Raw genomic sequence first — 262 nt, 5'->3', positions numbered from 1 at the left:
AGATGAGGCCCCCTCGCCGTCCCGGCCATTTTGTGCCGGCTCCGCCGCCGCACCGCCGCGACCAGTCAGCGCCAATAACCCGTCGCGGCCGAGCGCCCAGTCGGGTTTATTGCCAAAAATGTGGCGGCGGGCGCGCAGCACGGCATGCGCCCGGGTGAGATCATGTGTCGGAGTGCGGATATCCATGTGGGCGTCGTGCAGGACGAGGTCCTCAAGGTGGACCAGTTCGCCTTCGATCCACAGCGCCGCCGCCGCGTCGGCA

At 68.3% G+C, this 262-nt stretch carries 1 pseudogene; it reads right to left on the bottom strand.

The annotated features are described in order from the left end of the window. Positions 1-262, bottom strand: a pseudogene (locus tag EOB59_RS35145) (hypothetical protein); the annotation flags it as partial.

It is taken from the genome of Mesorhizobium sp. M7A.F.Ca.MR.176.00.0.0 (assembly GCF_004023165.1).
Taxonomy (GTDB): domain Bacteria; phylum Pseudomonadota; class Alphaproteobacteria; order Rhizobiales; family Rhizobiaceae; genus Mesorhizobium.
Note: the sequence above shows the minus strand (reverse complement) of the source record. Positions and strands in the feature narration are given on the sequence as shown.